Source organism: Mycobacterium sp. SMC-19 (genome assembly GCF_045310815.1).
Lineage (GTDB): Bacteria > Actinomycetota > Actinomycetes > Mycobacteriales > Mycobacteriaceae > Mycobacterium.
Genome location: NZ_JBJIAM010000009.1, coordinates 136,002 through 153,775, shown reverse-complemented (window position 1 = coordinate 153,775; position 17,774 = coordinate 136,002). Strand labels below are relative to the sequence as shown.

At 67.7% G+C, this 17,774-nt stretch carries 15 protein-coding genes; 7 read left to right on the top strand and 8 right to left on the bottom strand.

What is annotated here, in order from left to right:
• Nucleotides 1-8: 8 nt before the first annotated feature.
• A complete protein-coding gene (gene treS / locus ACJH5R_RS18990; RefSeq protein WP_406759711.1) occupies nucleotides 9-1,820 on the top strand; it encodes a maltose alpha-D-glucosyltransferase in 1,812 nt (603 codons plus the stop codon).
• Nucleotides 1,817-3,178, top strand: a complete 1,362-nt coding sequence (locus tag ACJH5R_RS18985) for a maltokinase N-terminal cap-like domain-containing protein (RefSeq protein WP_406759710.1) — start codon at nucleotides 1,817-1,819, stop codon at nucleotides 3,176-3,178. The genes treS and ACJH5R_RS18985 overlap by 4 nt, the downstream gene beginning before the upstream one ends.
• Here the strand turns inward: ACJH5R_RS18985 and glgB are convergent.
• The gene (gene glgB, locus ACJH5R_RS18980) at nucleotides 3,162-5,360 is read right to left on the bottom strand and encodes a 1,4-alpha-glucan branching protein GlgB (RefSeq protein ID WP_406759709.1); all 2,199 of its coding nucleotides are present in this window, start codon (nucleotides 5,358-5,360) and stop codon (nucleotides 3,162-3,164) included. The two genes, ACJH5R_RS18985 and glgB, sit on opposite strands and share 17 nt — an antisense overlap.
• A gap of 81 nt (nucleotides 5,361-5,441) precedes the next feature.
• Complete coding sequence (locus ACJH5R_RS18975; protein WP_406759708.1) at nucleotides 5,442-7,571, bottom strand: acyl-CoA dehydrogenase; 2,130 nt, start codon at nucleotides 7,569-7,571, stop codon at nucleotides 5,442-5,444.
• Between the two features lie 217 nt (nucleotides 7,572-7,788).
• On the opposite strand from ACJH5R_RS18975, the gene kstR reads away from it, so the two are divergent.
• The 4 genes from kstR to ACJH5R_RS18955 are packed head-to-tail and all read left to right on the top strand — an operon-like array spanning nucleotide 7,789 to nucleotide 11,910.
• The gene (gene kstR / locus ACJH5R_RS18970) at nucleotides 7,789-8,460 is read left to right on the top strand and encodes a cholesterol catabolism transcriptional regulator KstR (protein ID WP_406759707.1); all 672 of its coding nucleotides are present in this window, start codon (nucleotides 7,789-7,791) and stop codon (nucleotides 8,458-8,460) included.
• 48 nt (nucleotides 8,461-8,508) lie between these two features.
• Entirely contained in the window at nucleotides 8,509-9,744 is a 1,236-nt protein-coding gene (locus ACJH5R_RS18965; protein ID WP_406782584.1) for an MFS transporter, read from the top strand.
• Nucleotides 9,745-9,748: 4 nt separating this feature from the next.
• A complete protein-coding gene (locus ACJH5R_RS18960; RefSeq protein WP_406759705.1) occupies nucleotides 9,749-10,669 on the top strand; it encodes an MBL fold metallo-hydrolase in 921 nt (306 codons plus the stop codon).
• Nucleotides 10,666-11,910, top strand: coding sequence for an SLC13 family permease (locus ACJH5R_RS18955; RefSeq protein WP_406759783.1), 1,245 nt, complete (start codon nucleotides 10,666-10,668; stop codon nucleotides 11,908-11,910). Before ACJH5R_RS18960 ends, ACJH5R_RS18955 begins: the two co-directional genes overlap by 4 nt.
• On the opposite strand, the gene ACJH5R_RS18950 is transcribed toward ACJH5R_RS18955, so the two are convergent.
• Genes ACJH5R_RS18950 through cysS form a run of 3 tightly spaced genes read right to left on the bottom strand, consistent with a single transcriptional unit; the run spans nucleotide 11,907 to nucleotide 15,151 of the window.
• Nucleotides 11,907-12,758, bottom strand: coding sequence for a glycerophosphodiester phosphodiesterase family protein (locus ACJH5R_RS18950; protein ID WP_406759704.1), 852 nt, complete (start codon nucleotides 12,756-12,758; stop codon nucleotides 11,907-11,909). The genes ACJH5R_RS18955 and ACJH5R_RS18950 overlap by 4 nt on opposite strands.
• Nucleotides 12,759-12,799: 41 nt before the next feature.
• A complete protein-coding gene (gene rlmB / locus ACJH5R_RS18945; RefSeq protein WP_406782583.1) occupies nucleotides 12,800-13,741 on the bottom strand; it encodes a 23S rRNA (guanosine(2251)-2'-O)-methyltransferase RlmB in 942 nt (313 codons plus the stop codon).
• Entirely contained in the window at nucleotides 13,742-15,151 is a 1,410-nt protein-coding gene (gene cysS, locus ACJH5R_RS18940) for a cysteine--tRNA ligase (RefSeq protein ID WP_406759702.1), read from the bottom strand.
• A 126-nt stretch (nucleotides 15,152-15,277) separates the two neighbouring features.
• On the opposite strand from cysS, the gene ACJH5R_RS18935 reads away from it, so the two are divergent.
• The gene (locus ACJH5R_RS18935) at nucleotides 15,278-16,072 is read left to right on the top strand and encodes a hypothetical protein (protein ID WP_406782582.1); all 795 of its coding nucleotides are present in this window, start codon (nucleotides 15,278-15,280) and stop codon (nucleotides 16,070-16,072) included.
• A gap of 14 nt (nucleotides 16,073-16,086) precedes the next feature.
• On the opposite strand, the gene ispF is transcribed toward ACJH5R_RS18935, so the two are convergent.
• Genes ispF through carD form a run of 3 tightly spaced genes read right to left on the bottom strand, consistent with a single transcriptional unit; the run spans nucleotide 16,087 to nucleotide 17,757 of the window.
• Nucleotides 16,087-16,563, bottom strand: a complete 477-nt coding sequence (gene ispF / locus ACJH5R_RS18930; protein WP_406782581.1) for a 2-C-methyl-D-erythritol 2,4-cyclodiphosphate synthase — start codon at nucleotides 16,561-16,563, stop codon at nucleotides 16,087-16,089.
• Nucleotides 16,560-17,225 carry a 2-C-methyl-D-erythritol 4-phosphate cytidylyltransferase gene (gene ispD / locus ACJH5R_RS18925; RefSeq protein ID WP_406782580.1) on the bottom strand — a complete coding sequence of 222 codons (666 nt, stop codon included), beginning with the start codon at nucleotides 17,223-17,225 and terminating at the stop codon, nucleotides 16,560-16,562. Before ispD ends, ispF begins: the two co-directional genes overlap by 4 nt.
• 43 nt (nucleotides 17,226-17,268) lie before the next feature.
• A complete protein-coding gene (gene carD / locus ACJH5R_RS18920) occupies nucleotides 17,269-17,757 on the bottom strand; it encodes an RNA polymerase-binding transcription factor CarD (protein WP_013830798.1) in 489 nt (162 codons plus the stop codon).
• Nucleotides 17,758-17,774: the final 17 nt, after the last annotated feature.

Genomic DNA, 17,774 nt, shown 5'->3' with positions numbered 1-17,774 from the left:
GTCGAGATATGGCCATCGACGCTGACGACGAATTTGGTCAGGACCTAGCGGACCCCGTGGCGGGCAGCCATGTCGAGGACGGCATCGTCGAGCACCCGAGCGCGGACGACTTCGGCGATGCCGCGGCCCTGCCGGCGGATCCCGTCTGGTTCAAGCGAGCGGTGTTCTACGAGGTGCTGGTCCGGGCGTTCTACGACTCCAATGGGGATGGCATCGGTGACCTGCGGGGCCTGACCGAGCGACTGGACTACCTGCAGTGGCTCGGCGTCGACTGCCTGTGGCTGCCGCCGTTCTACGACTCGCCGTTGCGCGACGGTGGCTACGACATCCGGGACTTCTACAAGGTTCTGCCGGAGTTCGGCACGGTCGACGATTTCGTCGAACTGCTCGACGCTGCGCACCGCCGCGGTATTCGGGTGATCACCGACCTGGTGATGAACCACACCTCCGACAGCCACCCCTGGTTTCAACAGTCGCGGCAAGACCCGGACGGCCCACATGGCGACTACTACGTGTGGAGCGACACCAGCGAACGGTATGCCGACGCCCGGATCATCTTCGTCGACGCCGAGGAATCCAACTGGACGTTCGACGCGGTGCGCAAGCAGTTCTATTGGCACCGGTTCTTCTCCCACCAGCCCGACCTGAACTATGACAACCCCGCGGTGCAGGAGGCCATGATCGACGTGCTGCGGTTCTGGCTGAACCTCGGTATCGACGGTTTTCGTTTGGACGCGGTGCCGTACCTGTTCGAGAGGGAGGGAACCAATTGCGAAAACCTGCCCGAGACACATGATTTCCTGAAGCGCTGCCGCAAGGTGGTCGACGACGAGTTCCCGGGCAGGGTTCTGCTGGCCGAGGCCAATCAATGGCCCACAGATGTGGTCGAATACTTCGGCAACCCCGACACCGGCGGCGATGAATGCCACATGGCATTCCACTTCCCTTTGATGCCACGTATTTTCATGGCGGTGCGTCGCGAGTCGCGCTTCCCGATTTCCGAGATCATGGCGCAGACGCCACCGATCCCCCACCTGGCGCAATGGGGAATCTTCCTGCGCAACCACGACGAACTGACCTTGGAGATGGTCACCGACGACGAGCGCGACTACATGTACGCCGAATACGCGAAAGACCCGCGGATGAAGGCGAATGTGGGGATCCGACGCCGGTTGGCCCCGCTGCTGGACAAAGACCGCAACCAGATCGAACTGTTCACCGCACTGCTGCTGTCGTTACCCGGATCCCCGATCCTCTACTACGGTGACGAGATAGGAATGGGCGACATCATCTGGCTGGGTGACCGCGACGCGGTACGCACCCCGATGCAGTGGACACCCGATCGCAATGCGGGCTTCTCCACCGCGAACCCCGGCCGTCTTTACCTGCCTCCCATTCAAGACGCGGTGTACGGCCATCAGTCGGTCAACGTCGAATCGCAACGCGATACCTCCACGTCGCTGCTCAACTGGACCCGCACCATGCTCGCCATTCGACGCCGATACGAAGCTTTCGCCCTCGGCGGATTCCGGGAATTGGGCGGGTCCAATCCCTCGGTGCTGGCCTATGTACGGGAGATCTCCGGCGGCGATGGGCGCGTCCAGGGGCACACCGTCTTGTGCGTCAACAACCTGTCCCGGTTTCCGCAGCCGATCGAATTGAATCTGCAGCACTGGGACGGCCACACGCCGGTGGAACTCACCGGGTCCGTGGAGTTTCCGCGAATCGGAAAACTCCCCTACCTACTCACGCTGCCCGGCCACGGCTTCTACTGGTTTCAGCTGAGCGAGCCATGCGAGCCGAAGGAGGACATGTCATGACTGGTGGCATCGGCGAACCAGCGCACCTGCCGTGGGCCGAATGGCTACCGACCCGGCGCTGGTACGCGGGACGCAATCGGCAACTGGCGAGCGCAGATCCCGCCCAGGTGGTGCAGCTGGGCGGTGGACTGCAACTGGTGCTGATCGATGCCGACTACACCGACGGAACCACCGATCGCTACCAGGTGCTTGTCAGCTGGGATGTGGACATGGCACCGGAGTACGCCCAGATCGCGATGATCGGAACCCACGATGGGCATACCGCCTACGACGCGCTGTATGACGTTGCGGCAACCCGAGTCTTGTTGTCGCTGATCGATTCTTCGGCCCGACGCGGCGAGGTCACGTTCACACCGGAGCCGGGAGTGCCGCTGCCGGTTCGGGCCGATTCTCGCGTATCGGAAGCCGAGCAGAGCAACACCAGCGTCATCGTCGAGGAAAAGGTGGTCCTCAAGGTTTTCCGGCGGATCAGGGCTGGCATCAATCCGGACATCGAGCTCAACGCGGCGCTGGGTCGGGCCGCCAACCCACACGTGCCGCGCCTGCTGGGCTCCTACCAGATCGAGTTGCCGAGCGACTCTGGCGCGCTGCCCTACGCGTTGGGCATGGTCAGCGAATACGCGATGAACTCAGCCGAGGGTTGGGCGATGGCGACCGCCAGTGTGCGTGACCTGTTCGCCGAGGCCGATCTGTATGCCTATGAAGTGGGCGGCGACTTTGCCGGTGAGTCCTACCGTCTCGGCGAGGCTGTCGCATCGGTCCATCGGGCACTTGCCGACAGTTTGGGGACGTCGCAGTCGGTCTTCCCCGCCGAGGCACTGCTGTCACGGTTGGCGGCGACGGCGGCGACGGTGCCCGAGGTACGCCCCCACATGGCCGCTATCGAACAACGGTTTGCGGCGCTGGCCGGTGAGACCATCACGGTCCAGCGAGTCCACGGCGACTTGCATCTGGGCCAGGTGCTTCGCACCCCGAACGGATGGCTGCTGATCGACTTCGAAGGCGAACCCGGTGCGCCGTTGTCGGAGCGTCGGAGGCCGGACTCGCCGCTGCGAGACGTGGCCGGCGTGCTGCGGTCCTACGAGTACGCCGCGTACGGGAAGCTGGCCGACGTGGCGCGTGATGGTCAAGACCGGCAACTGGCCACCCGGGCGCGCGAGTGGCTGGACCGTTGTCGCAGCGCCTTCTGTGACGGCTATGGCGCGGAATCGGGCACCGATCCGCGCGACTGCGCCGCACTGCTGGCCGCCTACGAAGTGGACAAGGCGGTCTATGAGGCCGGCTACGAGGCCCGGCACCGGCCCGCCTGGCTGCCCATTCCACTGCGCGCGCTGAATCGACTCACCAGCCCGGCGTGACAACAGCCTCCTGGGGCTCCAGCCACAGCGCCGACAGCGGCGGCAGCACCAGCACCGCAGAGGCGGGGCGGCCGTGACGGGGCTCGTCGACGGCGTCCACGCCACCGAAATTGCCTGCGCCGCCGCCGTTGTAATCGACGGCATCGGTGTTGAGTATTTCGCGCCACCGGCCCGCGAAGGGCAGACCCAGGTGGTAGTCGGTGTGCGCCACACCGGAGAAGTTGAACACCGCCGCCAGCACTGACCCGTCCGACGCGTAGCGCAAGAAGCTCAGCACATTGTTGGCGGAGTCGTTGGCGTCGATCCAGGAATAGCCGTTCGGGTTGAAGTCTTCGCTCCACAGCGCGGGGCGACTGCGGTAAACGGAGTTGAGATCGCGTGCCAAGCACTGTATTCCGGTGGAGAATCCAGAGTCTGCACGTTGCGGGTCGAGCTGGAACCAGTCCAATCCGCGCTCCTGCGACCACTCGGCACGCTGACCGAACTCCTGGCCCATGAACAGCAGCTGCTTACCGGGGTGCGCCCACTGGTAGGCCAACAGGCTGCGCACCCCGGCCGCCCTGGCATGGTCGTCGCCAGGCATCCGGCTCCACAGTGTGCCCTTGCCGTGCACCACTTCGTCATGGCTGATCGGCAGCACGAAGTTCTCGCTGTAGGCGTAGAGCATCGAGAAGGTCATCTCGTGGTGGTGATAGGAGCGATGCACCGGGTCGTGACCGAGATAGGACAGCGTGTCGTGCATCCAGCCCATGTTCCACTTCATCGAAAAGCCCAGCCCGCCAAGGCTGGTCGGCCTCGATACGCCGGGCCACGAGGTGGATTCTTCGGCGATGGTGACGATGCCGGGCACCGACTTGTGTGCGGTTGCGTTCATCTCCTGCAGGAACTGGACTGCCTCCAAGTTCTCCCGCCCGCCGTGGACGTTGGGCGTCCAGCCGCCCTCCGGCCGTGAATAGTCCAGGTAGAGCATCGAAGCCACGGCGTCCACTCGCAGCCCGTCGATGTGGAATTCCAGCAGCCAATACAGTGCATTGGCCACCAGAAAGTTACGCACCTCGGGGCGGCCGAAGTCGAACACATAGGTGCCCCAGTCGAGTTGCTCGCCGCGGCGCGGGTCAGCATGTTCGTACAGCGCGGTGCCGTCGAACCGGCCCAATGCCCAGGCATCCTTCGGGAAGTGCGCCGGCACCCAGTCCACGATTACTCCGATGCCGGCGCGGTGCAGCGCGTCGACCAAGGCACGGAAGTCGTCCGGAGTGCCGAAGCGAGCAGTCGGCGCGTAGTACGACGTCACCTGATATCCCCACGACCCGCCGAACGGGTGCTCGGCGACCGGCAGCAGTTCGATATGGGTGAACCCTTGCTCCACAACGTAGTCCGTCAATTCGGTGGCAAGCTGGCGGTAGTTCAACCCCGGCCGCCAGGAGCCGAGGTGCACCTCGTAGATGCTCATCGCTTCGAATGCGGGATCTGCGGTGGCCCGCCGTCTCATCCAGTCGCCGTCACCCCAGGTGTAGCGACTGGTGGTGACGCGCGAGGCGGTGTGCGGCGGAGTTTCGGCGGCGAACGCCATCGGATCGGCCCGCTCGGTGACGACGTCGTCTACGCCGTGGACCCGAAACTTGTACAGGCCGCCGATCGGGAATCCCGGCCAGAACAGCTCCCACACACCGGAAGAGCCGAGTACCCGCATGGGCGCTCCGATGCCGTCCCAGCCGGTGCTGTCACTGATCAACCCGATTCCCTTGGCGTTGGGCGCCCACACCGCGAACGACACACCCGTCACCGACCCGTCCGGGGTGGTGAACGTGCGTGGATGGGCGCCAAGGACCTCCCACAGCCGTTCGTGTCGCCCCTCGCCGAACAGATGCAGGTCGATCTCGCCCAGTGTCGGCAGGAAGCGATACCCGTCGGCCACAGTCTGCGGTTCCGCGGTACCGGGATAGTCGATCTGCAACCGATAGTCGATCAGGTCGGCGAACGGCAGCGTCGCGGCGAACAACCCCTCACCCAGGTACTCCATGGGCACCCGGTCGTCACCCACCAGGATCGTCACGGCTGCCGCCCCCGGGCGCAGGGCGCGGATCACCGTGCATTCACCGTTGTCGTGGGCGCCAAGGATCGCGTGTGGATCGTGATGGGCACCGGACAACAGCCGGTCGATCTCGATTCGGTCCAGCACCGAGCTCCCCGTTCGTCGGATCGACTTGCGTCTTTCCGACCGGGATACCCGCGGCGGGCCGAAGCTATGCGGACGGCGGGTCTACCCGCGCGGCAGCCCCAGCAGCCGCTCGGCGGCCAGCGTCAACAGGATCTGCTCGGTGCCCCCGGCGATCGACAGGCACCTGGTGTTGAGGAAGTCGTGCACCTCGCGCCCGGCCACCGCGCCGGCCCCGTCGGCCACGTCCATCCGGAACTCGGCCAGCTCCTGGCGGTAGCGCACCCCGATCAGCTTGCGCACCGAGGACTCCGAGCCGGGGTCTTGGCCGCCGACAGCAAGCTGGGCGATGCGTTGATCCAGCAGCGAACCCGCCTGCGCGGCGATGATCAGCCGGGCCAGCCGCTCGGCGGTGGCGGTGTCGGGTTCCCGATCCGCCAGGGTCTTCAGCAGCTCCTCCATCGGGTTACCCAGCGCGGTTCCGCCGGCGATCGCGACGCGCTCGTTGGCCAGCGTGGTGCGGGCCAGCCGCCAGCCGTCGTTGACGCCGCCGACCACGTGCTCGTCGGGGACGAATACGTCGTCGAGGAAGACCTCGTTGAACAAGGCCTCGCCGGTGATCTCCCGCAGCGGCCGGATGTCGATGCCCTCGGCGGCCATGTCGACCAGGAAATAGGTGATGCCCTTGTGTTTCGGGGCCTCGGCATCGGTTCGAGCCAGGCAGACGCCCCACTGCGAGTCATGGGCCCGCGACGTCCAGACCTTCTGACCGGTCAGCCGCCAGCCGCCGTCGACCTTCACGGCCTTGGTGCGCAGTGCCGCCAAGTCCGATCCGGCGCCGGGCTCGGAGAACAACTGGCACCAGAACACCTCGCCGGTCAGGGTGGCCGGGATGAAGCGCTCGATCTGCTCGGGCGTGCCGTGCTCGAGAATCGTCGGCGCCGCCCACCAGCCGACCACCAGGTCAGGGCGCCCGACGCCGGCCGCGGCCAGTTCCTGGTCGATCACCAGCTGTTCGGCGGGGCCGGCCGCGCGGCCGTAGGGAACCGGCCAGTGCGGCGCCAGCAGCCCCGATTCGGCCAGCGCCACCTGGCGCTGGTCGGTCGGCAACGCCGCAATGCGGGCCGCCTCCGCGGCGATCTCGGGCCGGACCTCGGTGGCCTCACCCAGGTCGACCTCCAGTCGACGTCGCAGGCCGTCGCGGGTCAGCGCGGCGGTACGGCGCAGCCAGCGCTCGGGCCCGCCCAGTGCCTGCCCGATGCCGTAGGCCCGGCGCAGGTACAGGTGCGCGTCGTGCTCCCAGGTGATGCCGATGCCGCCGAGCACCTGGATGCAGTCCTTGGCGTTGGCCTTGGCAGCATCGATGCAGATCGCGGCGGCGACCGCGGCCGCGATCGTGAACTGCTGGTCATCGGGGTCCGACGCGGCACTCGCCACGTCGCTGGCCGCCACCGCGGCCTGGTCGGCCCGGCACAGCATCTCCGCACACAGGTGCTTGATGGCCTGGAAGCTACCGATCGGCTTGCCGAACTGTTCACGCACCTTGGCGTATTCGACGGCGGTGTCCAACGCCCAGCGGGCGACCCCTGCGGCCTCGGCGGCCAACACCGTGACCACCAGGTTCTCCACCCGGTTGCCCGCATCGACCAGCACCGCCGGCGCGCCCGACAGCGTCACCTTGGCCAGCGGCCGGGAGAAGTCGGTGGCGGCCAGCGGTTCGACCTCCACGCCGTCCGCTCGGGCGTCCACGAGTACCCAGGCCTGACCTTCTTGACCGGCCGGCAGCAGCAGCAGACCGTCGGCGGTGGCACCGAGCACCCGCTCAGCGGTGCCGGAGGCCTGACCAGCCGCGGCGTCGAAGCTCACCGCCGCCGAGGCAGGGTCGGTGACCACGCCGGCCACCCGTTCGCCGGCGGCCAGGGCTTCGACCAGCGCCGGATCGGTGACCACCAAGGTGGCCAGCGCGGTGGTCGCCACCGGCCCGGGAACCAGGGCCTTGGCGGCCTCATCGACCATCGCGCACAGGTCTTCGAGTCGCCCACCGGCCCCGCCGGACTCCTCGGGCACCGCCACTCCGAACAGGCCCAAATCGGCCAGGCGCGCGAAAACGGCTCGCCAGGAATCGGTTTCACCCAACTCCGCGGCACGAATCGCCTCGGCGGTGCCCGCGGCGGCGGCCCAGTCGCGGACCAGCTCGCGGGCAGCGAGCTGTTCGTCGTTGATGGTCACGGACACGCTGGGCTCCTCGGGGTCGAGATGGGCTTGAGAGAGGCGGGTCACGAACGCCCCCACCAACCACTAGAACGTGTTCTAATAGTGCCAGCGTCCGAGCGTCAAGTCGAACCGTAATGGCTGGACACGTTGGGTCCGGCCGATGTCGGGAGTGCGAAATTCAACTACGCGGTGCGTATCGTTATGGGCCAATAGATCGACGGAGGGAGCCGCGCAGCACATGTCGTCACCAGCTGGGGGCACCGCAGGCCGCGGATCGTCGAGCCAACCGCGAGAGGTGGTCAGCGTCGCCGTGCTGACCGAATCCGACCTGGGCTCCGAAGCGCAGCGCGAGCGGCGAAAGCGCATCCTCGACGCGACGCTGGCGATCGCCTCCAAGGGCGGCTACGACGCCGTGCAGATGCGCGCGGTCGCCGATCGTGCGGACGTGGCCGTCGGCACCCTGTACCGCTACTTCCCGTCGAAGGTTCACCTACTGGTTTCGGCGATGGGCCGCGAGATCGCGCGGGTGGACACCAAGACCGACCCGGCAACGTTCGCCGCAACCACGCGGCACCAGCGACTCAACCTGGTGGTCAACAAGCTCAACCGCGCCATGCAGCGCAATCCGCTGCTCACCGAGGCGATGACCCGGGCCTACGTCTTCGCCGACGCCTCGGCGGCCGGCGAAGTCGACCACGTGCAGAAGTTGATCGACTCGATGTTCGCCGGGGCCATGAGCGACGGCGAGCCGACCGAGGAGCAGTACCACATCTCCCGGGTGATCTCGGATGTGTGGCTGTCGAACCTGCTCGCCTGGCTGACCCGGCGGGCGTCGGCCACCGATTTCAGCACCCGACTGGACTTGGCTGTCCGATTGCTGATCGGCGACGACGACAGCCCCAAGGTCTAGCCCCACTTCTCTAGACAGATGCGGACCGGTTTGCGAGATTCAAAACCGGTGACGGATCCAAGTTCACGCCGGCTGGCGCACGCGCTGGATCTGTTGAACTTCACCCTGGCCGACGTACGGGACGGGCTGGGCCCCTATCTGTCGGTCTACCTGTTGGTGACCCACCATTGGGACCAGGCGTCGATCGGCCTCGTGATGGCGATCGGCGGGATCGCCGCGGTCGTGGCGCAGACCCCGGTAGGAGCGCTGGTCGATCGAACCACCGCCAAGCGAGCACTACTCGTCGTCGGTGCGCTGGCGGTCACGGCGGCGGCATTGGCAATGCCGCTGTTCCCCGGCTTCTACAGCGTCGCCGCGTTGCAGTTGCTCACCGGAATCGCGGGTTCGGTGTTCGCCCCGGCACTGGCCGCGATCACCCTCGGCGTGGTCGGCCCCCGCATGTTCGCAAAACGGCTCGGCCGCAACGAATCGTTCAACCATGCCGGCAATGCCGCGACCGCGGCAGCCACCGGGGCCATGGCCTATTTCTACGGCCCGATCGTGGTGTTCTGGATGCTGGCCGCCATGGCCGCGCTGAGCGTCGTGGCCACCTTGCGGGTGCCCGAGTCCGCGATCGACCACGACGTAGCCCGGGGCATGGACCATCTGGCCGGCCAGCCCCATCCGCAGCCGTCGGGATACGCGGTACTGCTGCGCAATCGGCGACTGCTGGTGTTCGCCGCGACCGTGGTGATGTTCCACTTCGCCAACGCGGCGATGCTGCCGTTGGTCGGCCAGGAACTGGCACTGGTCAACACCGAGGTAGGCACGGCTCTGATGGCGGCGTGCATCGTGGCCGCCCAGCTGGTGATGGTGCCGGTGGCCTATCTGACCGGCTCCAAAGCCGATGCCTGGGGCCGCAAGCCGATCTTCCTGGTGGGGTTCGCGGTGCTGACCATCCGCGGACTGCTCTACCCGGTCTGGGACAACTCCTACTGGCTGGTCGGAGTGCAGCTGCTCGACGGGGTGGGAGCGGGGATCTTCGGGGCGCTGTTCCCGCTGGTGGTCCAGGACATCACGCACGGCACCGGCCGCTTCAACGTCAGCTTGGGGGCCATCACCGCGGCCTGCGGCGTCGGCGCCGCATTGTCGAACTTCGTCGCCGGCCACATCGTCTCGGCCGCGGGCTACAACGCGGCGTTCATCACCCTGGCCGCGGTGGCCGGCGCGGGCTTCATGCTCTACCTGACCGCGATGCCCGAGACGGCCAGACTCAGCGGCGCCTCCGCACCCCCGTTAGCCTAAGCGGATGCGCCTCAAGCTCGGCCGCCCCGACATCGGCCGGTACGCCGACCGGTTCGACGTCACACCCGCGGCGCCGGGTGCACCGTTGTCGGTGACGTGGCTCGGCGTGACCAGCATGCTGATCGACGACGGGTCGTCGGCGCTGATGACCGACGGTTATTTCTCCCGACCCAGCCTGGCGCAGGTGGCACTGCGCAAGGTGTCGCCGTCGGCCGCCCGCATCGACGGCTGCCTGGCCCGGGCCGGCGTCCATGAGCTGGCTGCGGTGATCCCCCTGCACTCACACATCGACCACGCGCTGGACTCGGCCGTGGTGGCCGAACGTACCGGTGCGACGCTGGTGGGCGGTGAGTCGACAGCCAATGTCGGCCGGGGCCATGGACTCTCGGACAACCGCCTGATCGTGGCCACCACCGGAGCGTCCCTCACGTTGGGCAGCTACGACGTCACCCTGATCGAGTCGCGGCATTGCCCTCCGGACCGCTTCCCCGGCATCATCACCACTGCGGTGGTTCCGCCGGTGCGGGCGTCCGCCTACAAATGCGGTGAGGCATGGTCGGCGTTGGTGGCCCACCGCTCCTCGGGGCGCAGCCTGCTGATCATGGGCAGCGCTGGGTTCATCCCGGGGGCGTTGGCCGGCCGCAGCGCCGACGTGGTCTACCTGGGCATCGGCCAGCTCGGCATCCAGCCGCGGCAATATCTGGTCGACTACTGGAACGAGACGGTCCGCGCCGTCGGCGCGTCGACGGTGGTGTTGACGCACTGGGACGACTTCTTCCTGCCCCTGTCGAAACCGTTGCGCGCCTTGCCCTACGCCGGCGATGACCTCGACGTCACCATGCGGGTGCTCAGCGAGTTGGCCGAATCCGACGGAGTCGGACTACACCTGCCCACCGTGTGGCGTCGTGAGGATCCGTGGGCCTGAACCTGGCTCTCGCGCTGCTGCTGCTTGCCGCGGTGCTGGGCTTCGCGGTGGTTCGCCCGCGGGGCTGGCCGGAGATGTTCGCTGCGGTGCCGGCCGCCGGCATCCTTGTTGCCACCGGCGCGATCTCGATGCAGGACGCACTCACCGAAGCCGCCACGCTGCTGCACGTCGTCGCGTTCCTGGGCGCGGTACTGGTGCTGGCTCGGCTCTGTGACGATGAGGGCCTCTTCGAAGCGGCCGGCGCGGCGATGGCACGAGGCGATGTCGGCCCGCCGCAACATCTGCTACGCCGTGTCTTCGTCATCGCGGCCGGCCTGACCGCGGTGCTGAGCCTGGACGCGACGGTGGTGCTGCTGACTCCGGTGGTACTGATGATGGCCCGCCGCCGCCACGCCCCGATCCGTCCGCACGCCTATGCGACCGCGCACCTGGCCAACACGGCGTCCCTGCTGCTGCCGGTGTCCAACCTGACGAATCTGTTGGCGTTCAACCAAGCTGGGCTGTCGTTCGTGAAGTTCACCGCGCTGATGGCGGCGCCGTGGCTGGCCACCACGGCCGTTGTCTATCTGATCTTCCGCTGGTTTTTCCGCGCCGATCTGCGGGCCACACCGGTGCACCAGCACGCCGGCCCGCCGCCTCCGGTCCCGGTGTTCGTGCTGGTGGTACTGGGCCTGACCTTGGCCGGCTTCGTGGTCGCCGAGACATTCGGCGTGCCGGCGGCGTGGGCGGCCGTCGCCGGTGCGGCCGTGCTCGCCGTCCGTGGTCTGGCACAGCGGCGCAGCACCCCGGCCGGTATCGCGCGGGCCGCCCACCCGGGCTTCCTGGTGTTCGTGCTGGCGCTCGGCGTGGTGGTGCGTGCCGTCGTGGACAACGGGCTGGGCGAGCGGATGACCACGGTGTTGCCGACGGGATCGGGACTGCCGGCGCTGCTGGGTATCGCGGCGGTGGCCGCGGTGCTGGCCAACGTCGTCAACAATCTGCCGGCGACCCTGGTACTGGTGCCGTTGGTGGCACCGAGCGGCCCACTGGCAGTGCTGGCGGTGTTGATCGGAGTCAACATCGGGCCCAACCTCAGCTACACCGGCTCGTTGTCGAATCTGCTGTGGCGCCGGGTATTGCGCCGCTACAGTGTTGCGGCCGGGGTCGGCGAATACACCCGTCTGGGGCTGTGCACGGTTCCGGCCACGCTGGGAGTGGCGGTGCTGGCCCTGTGGGCCGGCGCTCGACTGCTGGGTGTCTAGGACCGGGGAAACGACGGCGGCAGGGGCATGCCGAGGTCGGCCATGACGGCACGCAGGCGCGCCGGATAGTCGGTGATGAGCCCGTCGACGCCGGCAGCGATCTGCTCGCGCATGGCATCGGCATCGTTGACCGTCCACGGAATCACCCGCAGCCCAGCGGCATGCGCGCGTTCGACGAAGGCTCGATCCACCATCGAGTAGTCCGGGGACACGATGTCGGCACCGACCCCCACCGCCCCAAAGATCGGGTCGGGCCCCTGTTCGGCCAGCGCCACCAGCGGAATGGCCGGTTCGACGGCGCGAACCATCGGCAGAGTGCGCCAGTCGAAACTCTGGATCTCGACGGAATCCAGCTTGCCGGCGGCGCGCACCGCCGCCAGGATCACGTCGACGAGCTGCTGCTGGTTGGCCGCGTCGACCTTGGTCTCGATGTTGTACCGGACGCCCGTGTGGCCGGCGAGCGCGAAGACCTCCGGCAGGGTCGCGATCACGTTGTGCTGCACGACTTCCGCGTCGGGGAATTCCGGCAGCAGCTGTCCACAGTCCAAGGTTCGGATCTGGGCGAGGGTGAGATCGGCTACCCGCTTGCCGACGTACGGGTAATCGGGGTCGCCGGCGAAGGCCGGTCCGGTGTCGACGCACTTCGCCGGCTCGAGGACCGGGTCGTGCCACACCAACGGCTGGCCATCGCGGGTCAGCACGATGTCCAACTCCAGGGTGCTGACCCCCAACTCAAGTGACTTGGCGAAGGCTCGCAGCGATTCCTCGGTGGTCTCGCCCCGGCCCCCGCGATGCGCCTGCAGATCGAACGCCGGCGGTTGCGCGGCGGCGGTTGACGAAGGATTCACTACCGAAGCGATCAGGACCGCAGCGATCAACGCGCGGCGAATCACCGTCGCTGACGCGCGATCTCGGCCAGTACCACCCCGGCAGCCACCGATGCGTTGAGCGACTCGGTGGGCCCGGACATCGGGATCGACACGATGGCGTCGCAGTTCTGCCGGACCAGCCGGGACAGCCCCTTGCCCTCGGAACCGACGACCAGCACCATCGGCATGGTGCCGTCCAACTCATCGACCACGGTGTCGCCGCCGGCATCCAAGCCGACGATCTGCAGGCCGCGGTCTGCCCACGTTTTCAGCGTTTGGTTCAGGTTGGGCGCACGCGCAATGGGAACCCGAGCTGCCGCACCGGCACTGGTGCGCCAGGCCACCGCGGTCACCGACGCCGACCGACGCTGCGGAATGACCACGCCGTGCCCGCCGAACGCCGCGACCGAGCGCACAATGGCGCCGAGATTGCGTGGATCGGAGATGTTGTCCAGTGCGACCAGCAACGGCGGTGCGACATCGCGCCGCGCGGCGGCGATCAGGTCGTCGGGATGCGCGTAGTTGTAGGGCGGAACCTGTAGCGCGATGCCCTGATGCAGACCGTTGGTGGTCATCTTGTCCAGGTCAGACCGCGGGACCTCCAGGATTGGCAATCCGGAATCGGCTGCCCGAGTAACTGATTCAGTCAGGCGCTCATCGGCTTCGGCCCCCAGCGCCACATACAGCGCGTTGGCCGGGATTCCGGCACGCAGGCACTCCAGGACCGGGTTGCGGCCCAGCACGGTCTCGTTCTCGTCGGTGCGCTTGGTGGTCCGGTAGGCGCGCTGCTTCGCCGCGCGCTTGGCCGCCTTGGCCGCCGGGTGGTATTCCCGCTGGTGCGCCGGCGGGGTGGCGCCGCGGCCTTCGAGCCCACGGCGGCGCTGACCTCCGGAACCGACGGTGGGCCCCTTCTTGGTGCCCGGCTTGCGCACCGCACCCTTGCGCTTGGAATTTCCGGCCATCTACTCAGACCCCTCCACCAGTAGTGACCATTGCGGACCGTCTCCGGTGTCGGTGACGTCGATACCGGCATCCTTTAGCCTGCAGCGGATCTCATCGGCCAGCTGCCAATCCCGTTCCGCGCGAGCCGTTTCCCTGCGTTCCAGTTCGGCTCGGACCAGCACGTCGACCGCGGCCAGTGCCGCCGAGGTCTCATCGCGCGATTCCCAGCGCTCGTTGAGCGGGTCGCAACCCAGCACTTCCATCATCGCCCGAATGGCACCGGCGGCAGCCAGCGCGCCCTCGTGGTCACCGGAGTCCAGGGCCCGGTTTCCCTCCGCGCGCGTGCGGTGCACCTCGGCCAGCGCGATCGGCACCGCCAGGTCGTCGTCGAGCGCTGCGGCGAAACGGTCCGTCCAGGTGCTGGGAACCACGGCGCCCACCCGACTGCGCACTCGGTGCAGGAAGTCCTCGATACCGACGTAGGCGTTGACGGCGTCACGCAACGCGGTCTCGGAGAATTCGAGCATCGACCGGTAGTGCGCGCTGCCCAGGTAGTACCGCAGCTCGGCGGGCCGGACCCGCTGCAGCACCGCCGACATCGAGAGCACATTGCCCAGCGACTTGCTCATCTTCTCGCCACCCAGGGTGACCCAGCCGTTGTGCAGCCAGTAGTTCGCGAATCCGTCTCCGGCGGCGCGGCTCTGAGCGATCTCGTTCTCATGGTGCGGGAAGACCAGGTCCATCCCGCCGCAGTGGATGTCGAATTCGGCGCCGAGGTAGGAGCGGGCCATCGCCGAACACTCCAGGTGCCAGCCCGGCCGGCCCGGGCCCCACGGCGTGGGCCAGCTGGGCTCACCGGGCTTGGCGCCTTTCCACAGCGTGAAGTCGCGCGGATCGCGCTTGCCGGTGGCGACCCCCTCGCCCTGGTGCACATCGTCGATCCGATGACCGGACAGCTGGCCGTAGTCGGGGTAGCTGAGCACGTCGAAGTACACGTCGCCGCCGCCGGCATAGGCGTGGCCTCGCTCGATCAACCGCTCGATCAGCTCCACCATCTGGGTGATGTGTCCGGTGGCGCGCGGTTCGGCCGACGGCGGCAGCACGCCCAGCGCTTCGTAGGCGGCGGTGAACTCACGCTCATGGGTAGCGGCCCACTCCCACCACGGCCGGCCCGCCGCGGCGGCCTTGGTGAGGATCTTGTCGTCGATGTCGGTCACGTTGCGCACAAAGGCGACGTCGTAGCCGCGGGCGGTGAGCCACCGGCGCAATACGTCGAACGCCACGCCGCTGCGGACGTGGCCGATGTGGGGCGCGGCCTGGACGGTGGCACCGCATAGATAGATAGAGGCATGACCGGGCCGCAGCGGGATGAATTCACGCACGGCGCCGGTTGCCGTGTCGTGCAGCCGCAGGCTGGGGCGATCGGTCACGACGGGCCAGCTTACCGGGCGCCGAGCCCACGACCGCCACGCCCGCCGCTACCAGGGCCTTGCCAGGAACGGCCACCACCTGCCGTATCGGTGGACAGGGGGTGTGACGTGGCATATATTGCGGCAGTGAGTAAACGTCTGGTGGCAGTCTCGGGAGCAGTCTTGGCTGCGGTCGCATTTGCAGGTAGCGCGACCGCCTACGCCGATGAGCCGAACAACAACCAGCAGCCTCAGCCCGCAGAAGTTGTGGCTGCGGTTACTCCGGTGCCAGCCGAGCACCAGGCGACGCCAGACCTCCAGGCCCAGCAGGCCCCGCAGGCGGTAGACCCGGACATGCAGTCCCAGCACGAGGCGATGCAGGACGCCCAGGCCGAGCAGCAGCGGCAGCAGGCCGAGGCGCAGGCCGACCAGGCGGCGGGCGCCGCTGGTGCTGCTGGCGCCGGCGCGAGCAGCGCCAGCATGGCTGCGATGGGTCCCCAGATCGGTATGTCGATGGCGATGATGGCGCCGATGGTCGGGATGATGGGCTTGCCCCTGGTGACGCCCCTGTTGACCTCGGGGCTGACTGGTCTCGCCACGTCGGGCGCGAACAACGGTGCGAACGCGGCTGCCGACGCCGGTTCGGCCGCGGCGACCGACGCGCTGAACTTGGGAGCACCGGACGTCGGCTCGGCCGCGGCGACCGACGCCTTCAACCTGTTCGACCCGGCGGCGGCGACCGACACTTTCAGCCTGGCCGGCGCCGACGTGCCCCTTGGTGACATACCGCTTGACGTCGATATATCCGACTTCCTGGCGGGGACTGCCGACCTGCCGGCTGAGCTCGCGAACCTTGGCGCGGACGTTGGCACGCAGGTGGCACCTGACGCCGTCGAAGCAGGTGTGTGCTTGGGCCTCTCCATCATCGGGGCCTGCGGCTAACCCCGCCGAAGCAACTACCCCGGCACCACCAACGCGGTAGCCACTGCGGCCAGTCCCTCGCCACGACCGGTGAGCCCTAGGCCGTCGGTGGTTGTCGCCGACACCGAGACCGGTGCGCCCAACAATTCCGACAGCAACTGCTGCGCTTCGGCGCGGCGGGGCCCCACCTTCGGCCGGTTGCCGATGACCTGCACCGCGGCATTCCCGATCACGAACCCGCTCTCGGCGAGCAGTTCGCGCACGTGGCCGAGCATCACAGCACCGGTTACTCGTGCCCAGCGAGGCTCGTCGACGCCGAACACCGTCCCGAGGTCCCCCAACCCTGCCGCCGACAACAGCGCGTCACACAGGGCGTGTGCGGCCACGTCGCCGTCGGAGTGTCCGGCGCAGCCATCGGCGTCGGGAAACAGCAATCCCAACAACCAGCAGGGCCGCCCCTGCTCGATCGGGTGCACGTCGGTGCCCAGTCCGACCCGCGGCAGCGCGCTCACCGGTTGACCACCGCCTCGGCAAGTACCGCATCCAGCGCGGTGGTGATCTTGAAGGCCAACGGATCGCCTTCGACGGTCTGGACCTGGCCGCCGACATGCTCGACCATCGAGGCGTCGTCGGTGAACTGCGTGCCCGCACTGGCCTGCTGGTAAGCCCGCAACAGCAGCTCGGCGGCGAAGCCCTGCGGTGTCTGTACGGCCCGTAGTCCGGCCCGCTCAGGTGTGCCCAGCACCGTGCCGTTGGCGTCGACCGCCTTGATGGTGTCGGCCACCGGAAGCACCGGAACGACTGCGCGGTGCCCGGCGTGCAAGGCCTCGACCACCCGGGCCACCAGTGCGGGCGGAGTCAACGGTCGGGCGGCGTCGTGGACCAGCACGAAATCGGGCTCTCCAGCGCTGGCCAGCGCCAACCGGACGGAATCGACGCGGTCGGCGCCGCCGGCGACGATGGTGGCGGCCCCACCGAGGATCAATTTGGCCTCATCGGTGCGGTCCGGCGGCACCGCGACCACGACCTGGTCGACTACCCCGGACTCCCGCAGGCCGGCCACCGCGCGCTCAACAAGCGTCACGCCGCCCAGCAGAAAGAACGCCTTCGGTATGCCGGCGCCCAGCCGCACACCCGAACCGGCAGCCGGTACCACGGCTACTGTGCTTGGCACCGAGTCCTCGGAAGCTCAGAACGACGCGGTAAGGACACTGCGGTCAGGACGCCGCGGCCAGCACCTCGTCGAGGATGGTCTCCGCCTTGGCGTCATCGGTGTTCTCGGCCAGGGCCAGCTCACCAACCAGGATCTGACGTGCCTTGGCCAGCATGCGCTTCTCACCGGCGGACAGACCGCGCTCCTGGTCACGCCGCCACAGGTCACGAACAACCTCGGCTACCTTGTGCACATCGCCGGAGGCGAGCTTCTCCAGGTTGGCCTTGTAACGACGCGACCAGTTGGTCGGTTCTTCGGTGTGCGGGGCCCGCAATACCTGGAAGACCTTGTCCAGGCCCTCCTGGCCGACAACGTCACGCACACCGACATATTCGGCATTTTCAGCGGGAACTCGAACGGTGAGGTCGCCCTGCGCCACCTTAAGGACCAGATAGTCCTTTTGCTCGCCTTTGATGGTCCGGGTTTCAATCGCCTCGATCAACGCTGCACCGTGGTGTGGATATACGACGGTGTCTCCGACCTTAAAGATCATCTGATTTGAGCCCCTTT